Origin of the sequence: Mesorhizobium sp. M7A.F.Ca.US.006.04.2.1, assembly GCF_004022915.1 — a bacterium.
Classification (GTDB): Bacteria; Pseudomonadota; Alphaproteobacteria; order Rhizobiales; family Rhizobiaceae; genus Mesorhizobium; species Mesorhizobium ciceri.
On the sequence record NZ_RZQA01000280.1, the window covers coordinates 1 to 7,055 of the forward strand.

The following is a 7,055-nucleotide window of genomic DNA, read 5'->3' on the forward strand; positions in this document are numbered from 1 at the left end:
GAGGAGGCTGTCCTGGTAGCGCCTGATGTCGAAGATGACCAGCACGTCGCGCTTGCCCATGTCGATCAGCCGGTCACGCCACATGCTTTCCTGCCCGGCGAGGTGAAAGACATCCGGCTGGATGATGGCGAGGTGGGCGGCCATGTAGCGCGCCAGCGGATCGGTGAAGCGGCCGCCGATCAGGAAGGTCTTGCCGCGCCGGTCCGCTAGCCGGGCGGCGATGTCGGCAAGCTGCTTGTCGGACAGGTGCCTGAATGTCTCGCGCATATTGTCGAGCGTCGCTTCCAGCATCGGCGACACGGTCCCGCCGCCGGGCGAGGGCGGATTGAGCGTCCTTGTCGCCGGCGATTGCAGTTGCGCCGCCAGTTCGTCCTGCAGGCTCGACTGGAACTCCGGATAGTTCTGAAAGCCCAACCGGGCGACGAAACGCAGGATCGTCGGCGAGGAAACGCCGGCTGCGGCCGAGAATTCAGCGACCGTTTTCAAGCCGATCATCGGGTAGAAGGCAATCAGTGTCTGGGCCGCGCGCCGTTCGCTGGCCGGCATCGTGCCGATGCGGTCGGCGATCAGTTCGGCAATGTTGGAAATCATCTTTTCCCCACCCTTGGCTCGGTCGATGGTCTTTTCCGAAATCGCATTTGACAAAGCCGGACAAACTGTATGAAATCATCCACAGGGACGCAATGAGGCAAAATACGTAACATACGATACAGCGCTCCCCGGGGACGGCAGAGTATGGAGAAAGCACGGCCCGCCAGCCTTGCATCGTCTGATACCGTAAGGGTGACGAACCCCGGCGGATCAAGCCCTTTCGTGCTGACCTGCGATCACGCCTCGAACTTCCTGCCCGCCGAATTCGGCACGCTCGGCCTTGCTGTCGAGGACCTGTCGCGCCACATCGCCTGGGATCCCGGCGCGCTGCCGGTTGCCCGCCGCATGGCGCAGGCGCTCGACGCGACGCTGGTCGAAACCCGCATTTCGCGCCTTGTCATCGACTGCAACCGGCCGCTTGACGCGCCCGACCTGGTGCCGCCGGTCAGTGAGACAACGGCCATACCGGGCAATGCCGGCCTGTCGGAAAGTGAGCGTGCCGCGCGTGTCGCGCTTTCGTGGCGCCCTTTCCACGATACGATTGCGGATATCATCAGCCACAGGCTGTCACACGGTCAGGAAACGCGGCTGGTTTCGGTCCATTCCTTCACGCCGGTATACAAGGGCCGCAACCGGCCCTGGCATATCGGCATCATCCATGACGAGGATCGCCGGCTGGCGGCGCCGCTGATATCGGCGCTGAAGCGGCTTTCCGGTGTCACCGTCGGGGTCAACGAGCCGTATTCACCTGATGACCGAGTCTATTTCACGCTGGAACGGCATGCGCGCCCGCGCGGACTGCCCTGCGCGATGATCGAAATCCGCAATGACGAAATCGCCGGCGAGACCGGGCAGCGGAAATGGGCGGATCTGCTCACGGGCATTTTTTCGGATCTGGAGCCAGAGGAGGCCGGACACACCAGATCGCATTCAGTCGGAAAGTCAGTTCAATCGGCTAGCTAGGGCGGGATCTCATCCCGACCCGAAAACCAACAGGGGACACTAAAATGGCAGCACCGGGTTATACTGAAGTTGACAAGGCGGAGGACGTAAAGCACCTCCACAGCATGGGCTATGCCCAGGAATTGGAGCGGCGCCTCAGTCGCTTTTCGAACTTCGCCGTTTCCTTCTCCATCATCTGCATCCTGTCGGGCGGCATCAATTCGCTGGCCCAGGCCACCTCCGGCGCCGGCGGCATCGGCATCGGCATCGGCTGGCTGGTCGGCTGCTTCGTTTCGCTGACCTTTGCGGTCGCCATGTCGCAGATCAGCTCGGCCTATCCGACGGCCGGCGGCCTCTATCACTGGGGTTCGATCCTCGGCAACCGCGGCACCGGCTGGGTCACCGCATGGCTCAATCTGCTCGGCCTGATCACCGTGCTCGGCGCCATCAATGTCGGCACCTGGACGTTTTTCATCGGCGCTTTCGGCCCGACGCTCGGAATCGAAGGCACGCTGACAAACCAGATGATCTTTCTGATCATCATCACCGGCGCGCAGGCGCTGATCAACCATCTCGGCATCAAGCTGACGGCGAAGCTGACCGATTTCTCGGGCTATCTCATCTTCTTCGGCTCGATCCTGATCGCCATCGTCTGCCTGGCTTCCGCTGAGACCTGGGATTTCAGCCGTCTCTTCACCTTCAAGAACTATTCCGGGGACGCAGGCGCCGGCGTGTGGCCATCCGTCTCGAATGCCTGGGTGTTCGCGCTCGGACTGTTGCTGCCGATCTACACGATCACCGGTTATGACGCTTCCGCGCACACCTCGGAGGAAACCATCAAGGCGGCTTCTTCCGTGCCGCGCGCCATGGTCATGTCGGTGATCTGGTCGGCCGTTTTCGGCTATCTGTTCCTGGCCGCCTTCGTGCTGATGATCCCGAACATGGACGATGCCGCCAAGCAGGGCTGGAACGTGTTCTTCTGGGCCTTCGACCAGCGTGTAAGCCCCGGCATCAAGGAGTTCGTCTACCTCGTCGTGTTCGTCGCGCAGCTGCTGTGCGGCCTTGCCACGGTGACGTCTGCCTCGCGCATGATCTTCGCCTTCTCGCGTGACGGCGGCCTGCCGGGTTCGGCGGCACTCGCCAAGGTCAGCCCGACCTACCGCACGCCGGTGGCGGCGATCTGGACGGCTTCGATCCTGTCGGTGCTGTTCGTCTGGGGTTCGACGCTGGTTTCGGTCGCAGGCACTTCGGCCTACACCATCGTGGTTTCCTGCACCGTCATCTTCCTGTTCCTCTCCTTCACCGTGCCGATCGTGCTCGGCATGCTCGCCTGGGGCACGCCGAAGTGGGACAAGATGGGTCCCTGGAACATGGGGCGCGGCGTGTTCATGCTGTTCGCCTTCCTGTCGATCGTCTCAATGATCCTGATCTTCATCATCGGCATCCAGCCGCCGAACGATTGGGCGCTCTACATCACCGTCGGCTTCTTCATCCTGACGGCAGTCGTCTGGTTCGGCTTCGAGAAGCGCCGCTTCCAGGGGCCGCCGCTCGGCGACATCATTGCGGCGCGTCAGGCGGCCATCAAGGCGGCCGAACAGGCAGTCGGCGAAACCGGCCACTGACCTCCACCATCATGGCCATGGCCGGCATCGTGCCGGCCATGGTTTCGTTCAACTCATTCAAAGCCCAAGCGCTGGAGTGCCAAAGGAATGGCCGGAAATTTCTCGTTCGATCAGTTGAAGAAAGCGGTCTCCAGCGGTGAGATCGACACCGTGCTGGCCTGCATCGTCGACATGCAGGGACGGCTGGCGGGAAAACGCTTCCTGGCGCAGTACTTCGTCGATTCCGCGCATGACGAAACGCATGGATGCAATTATCTGCTGGCCGCCGACATCGATATGGAGCCGGTGCCGGGCTACAAGGCGGCGAGTTGGTCGAAGGGCTATGGCGATTTCGTCATGAAGCCGGATCTCGCCACGCTGCGGCGCATTCCCTGGCTGGAAAAGACCGCGCTCGTGATCTGCGACGTGCTCGACCACCACACGCATGACGACCTGCCGCATTCGCCGCGCGCCATCTTGAAGAAGCAGGTCAAGCGGCTGAGCGAGCGCGGCTATATCGGCTATTTCGCATCCGAGCTCGAATTCTATCTGTTCAACGAGACCTACGATTCGGCCCGCAAGAAGCACTGGCAAGGTCTCGACACCGCATCGCCCTATATCGGCGACTACCAGATCGGCATCACCACCAAGGAAGAAGGCGTCATGCGCCGGCTTCGCAACGAAATGGAAGCGGCCGGCATTCCGATCGAGAATTCCAAGGGCGAGTGGGGTCCGGGCCAGGAAGAGATCAATGTGCGCTATGCCGAGGCGCTCGACATGGCCGACCGCCACGTCATCCTGAAGAACGGCGCCAAGGAAATCGCCGAGTCCGAGGGCAAGGCGATTTCGTTCATGTCCAAGTATAATTACGGGCTCGCCGGCAATTCCAGCCACATCCACAATTCGCTGTGGAGCGCCGACGGCAAGACACCGCTGTTCTTCGACAAAAAGGCCGACTGGACGCTGTCGACACTCGGCCAGCAATGGGCCGCCGGCCAGCTCAAATACGCCAAGGAATTCACCTGGTTCCTGGCGCCCTATATCAACTCCTACAAGCGCTTCCAGGCCGGCACCTTCGCGCCGACCAAGATCATGTGGAGCGAGGACAACCGCACCGCAGGCTTCCGCCTGTGCGGCGAGGGCACCAAGGGCATCCGCATGGAATGCCGCATCGGTGGCGCCGACCTCAACCCGTATCTTGCTTTCGCAGCCCTGATCGCCGCCGGCCTTGCCGGCATCGACGAAAAGCTGGAATTGCAGAAGCCGTTCGTCGGCGATGCCTATCAGGCATCTCGCCTGCCGGAGATTCCGAAGACGCTGCGCGATGCCACCGACACGCTGGCGAAGTCGAAGATGCTCAAGCAGGCGCTCGGCGAGGATGTGCTCGAACACTATGTCCACACCGCAAAGTGGGAGCAGTTCGAATACGACCGCCGGATTACGGATTGGGAACTGCACAGAGGGTTCGAGCGGTATTAGGTATCGACGGTTCGTTGGCGCCCCCCTTCACTCTTAGCCTCTCCCTGTGGGGAGAGGCTGCCGGCAGGCAGATGAGGGGCAGCGCCAGGCCATACGATTTTGTTGTAGAATACGAGGACTTACAAAATGACCGAGACGGTCAAACTCATTACCCCCGTCGATGGCTCGATCTATGCCGAGCGGCCGATTGCTACAGACCAGGCGATCAACGCCGCAGTGGAACGCGCCAAGGCGGCGCAAGAGAAGTGGGCTGAGACACCTATCGTCGAGCGCGGCAAGTACATGTTGGCTATGCTGGAAGCGCTGGTCGCGATGACCGACGAGATCGTGCCGGAGATCGCCTGGCAGATGGGGCGCCCCGTGCGCTATGGCGGCGAATTCGGCGGCGTCAGGGAACGCACCAACTACATGGTCGAGATCGCCGAGCAGGCGCTCAAATCGGTGCCGGCCTCCAACCCCAAGGACGGTTTCCGCCGCTATGTGAAGAAAGACCCGCTCGGCGTCGTCATGGTGATCGCGCCGTGGAATTATCCCTATCTGACCGCCGTCAACACCATCGTGCCGGCGCTGATGGCCGGCAACACCGTGATCCTGAAGCATGCGGCGCAGACGCTGCTGGTCGGCGAACGCTTTCAGCAGGCTTTCGACAAGATCGGCCTGCCCAAGGGCGTGTTCCAGAATGTCGTGCTGAACCACGCCCAGACCGAAAGGCTGCTCGGCTCGGGCAAGATCGACCACGTCAATTTCACCGGTTCGGTCGGCGGCGGCCGCGCCATCGAAAAAGCGGCGGCGGGCACCTTCATGACGCTCGGCCTCGAGCTTGGCGGCAAGGATCCGGCCTATGTGCTGCCCGACGCCAAGATGGACCATGCGGTCGCCAATCTGGTCGACGGCGCCTTCTACAATTCCGGCCAGTGCTGCTGCGGCATCGAACGCGTTTATGTGCACGAGAAGGTCTATGACGAATTCGTCGAAGGCTTCATCGCCGAGACCAAGAACTATGTCCTCGGCAATCCGCTCGATCAGGCGACGACGATGGGACCGATGGCGCAGGCGCGCTTTGCTGACCTGATCCGTGAACAGAAGGCGGAAGCGCTGCGCAAGGGTGCCAAGGCGCACATCAACATGAAGGTGGCTAACGACAAGGCTGGTTCGCCTTATCTGGCACCTGAGGTGCTGACAGAAGTCGATCATCAGATGAGCGTCATGCGCGAGGAAAGCTTTGGCCCGATCGTCGGCATCATGAAGGTGCGCAACGACGAAGAGGCGATCGCGCTGATGAACGACAGTCCCTACGGGCTGACCGCTTCGATCTGGACGCGCGATACCGAGCATGCCGTGGCGATCGGCAACCGCGTCGAGACCGGCACGGTGTTCATGAACCGCTGCGACTACCTCGACCCCGCCTTGGTCTGGACCGGCGTCAAGGACACCGGCAAGGGTGCGGGCTTGTCGGCCATCGGCTACGACAATCTGACCCGGCCGAAATCATTCCATCTGCGCGAAGCCATCTGATTTATTGAAAGACAAAAATGTCCAAGCTGATCTCCAAATGGAACTACCCCACCACCGTCCGCTTCGGCGCCGGCCGCATCAAGGAATTGCCTGAGGTGCTGGCGGCCACCGGCATCAAGCGGCCGTTGTTCGTCACCGACCCTGGACTGGCGAAACTGCCGGTCGTCGCCTCGACGCTGAAGATTCTCGACGACGCCAAGGTTCCCTACGGCGTCTTCTCCGAGGTCAGGCCTAACCCGGTCGAGTCCAATCTGACCGCCGGCATCGCCGTGTTCAAGAAGGGCAAGCATGACGGCGTCATCGCCTTCGGCGGCGGTTCGGCGCTCGATCTCGGCAAGCTGATCGCCTTCCAGGCCGGGCAGGTCAGGCCGGTATGGGATTTCGAGGATGTCGACGACTGGTGGACGCGCGCCAATTCGGACGCCATCGCGCCGATCATCGCCGTGCCGACCACCGCCGGGACCGGATCGGAAGTTGGCCGCGCCGGCGTTATCACCAATGAGGCGACGCACACCAAGAAGGTCATCTTCCATCCGAAACTTTTGCCAGCAATCGTCATTGCCGATCCGGAGCTGTCGGTCGGCATGCCCGGCTTCATCACCGCCGGCACCGGCATGGATGCGCTCGCCCACTGTCTCGAGGCCTATTGCGCGCCGGGCTATCATCCGATGGCCGACGGCATCGCCGTCGAAGGTGTGAGGCTGGTCTTCGAGAACCTGCCGAAGGCCTATGCCAACGGCAGGGATCTCGTCGCGCGCGCCCACATGATGAGCGCCGCCGCCATGGGCGCCACTGCCTTCCAGAAGGGGCTCGGCGCCATCCATTCGCTGTCGCATCCGGTCGGTGCGCTCTATGACACCCATCACGGCATGACCAATGCGGTGTTCATGCCCTATGTGCTCGCCTTCAACCGTGACTCCATCGAGG

General features: G+C 61.9%; 6 protein-coding genes. 5 read left to right on the forward strand and 1 reads right to left on the reverse strand.

Annotated features, from left to right (window positions below):
* A partial coding sequence (locus tag EN925_RS16540) for a MurR/RpiR family transcriptional regulator (protein ID WP_164894238.1) occupies nucleotides 1-591 on the reverse strand: 591 nt, incomplete at its 3' end.
* Nucleotides 592-735: 144 nt separating this feature from the next.
* Here EN925_RS16540 and EN925_RS16545 point away from each other — a divergent pair.
* The 5 genes from EN925_RS16545 to EN925_RS16565 form a co-directional block, all read left to right on the forward strand.
* Entirely contained in the window at nucleotides 736-1,554 is an 819-nt protein-coding gene (locus EN925_RS16545; protein ID WP_127366004.1) for an N-formylglutamate amidohydrolase, read from the forward strand.
* A 44-nt stretch (nucleotides 1,555-1,598) separates the two neighbouring features.
* Nucleotides 1,599-3,155: an amino acid permease gene (locus EN925_RS16550; protein ID WP_013529681.1), complete on the forward strand. Its 1,557-nt coding sequence runs from the start codon at nucleotides 1,599-1,601 to the stop codon at nucleotides 3,153-3,155.
* A gap of 87 nt (nucleotides 3,156-3,242) precedes the next feature.
* Nucleotides 3,243-4,613: a glutamine synthetase family protein gene (locus tag EN925_RS16555; RefSeq protein WP_013529682.1), complete on the forward strand. Its 1,371-nt coding sequence runs from the start codon at nucleotides 3,243-3,245 to the stop codon at nucleotides 4,611-4,613.
* Between the two features lie 126 nt (nucleotides 4,614-4,739).
* Entirely contained in the window at nucleotides 4,740-6,128 is a 1,389-nt protein-coding gene (locus EN925_RS16560; protein ID WP_127368668.1) for an aldehyde dehydrogenase family protein, read from the forward strand.
* Nucleotides 6,129-6,145: 17 nt separating this feature from the next.
* A partial coding sequence (locus EN925_RS16565; RefSeq protein WP_164894239.1) for an iron-containing alcohol dehydrogenase occupies nucleotides 6,146-7,055 on the forward strand: 910 nt, incomplete at its 3' end.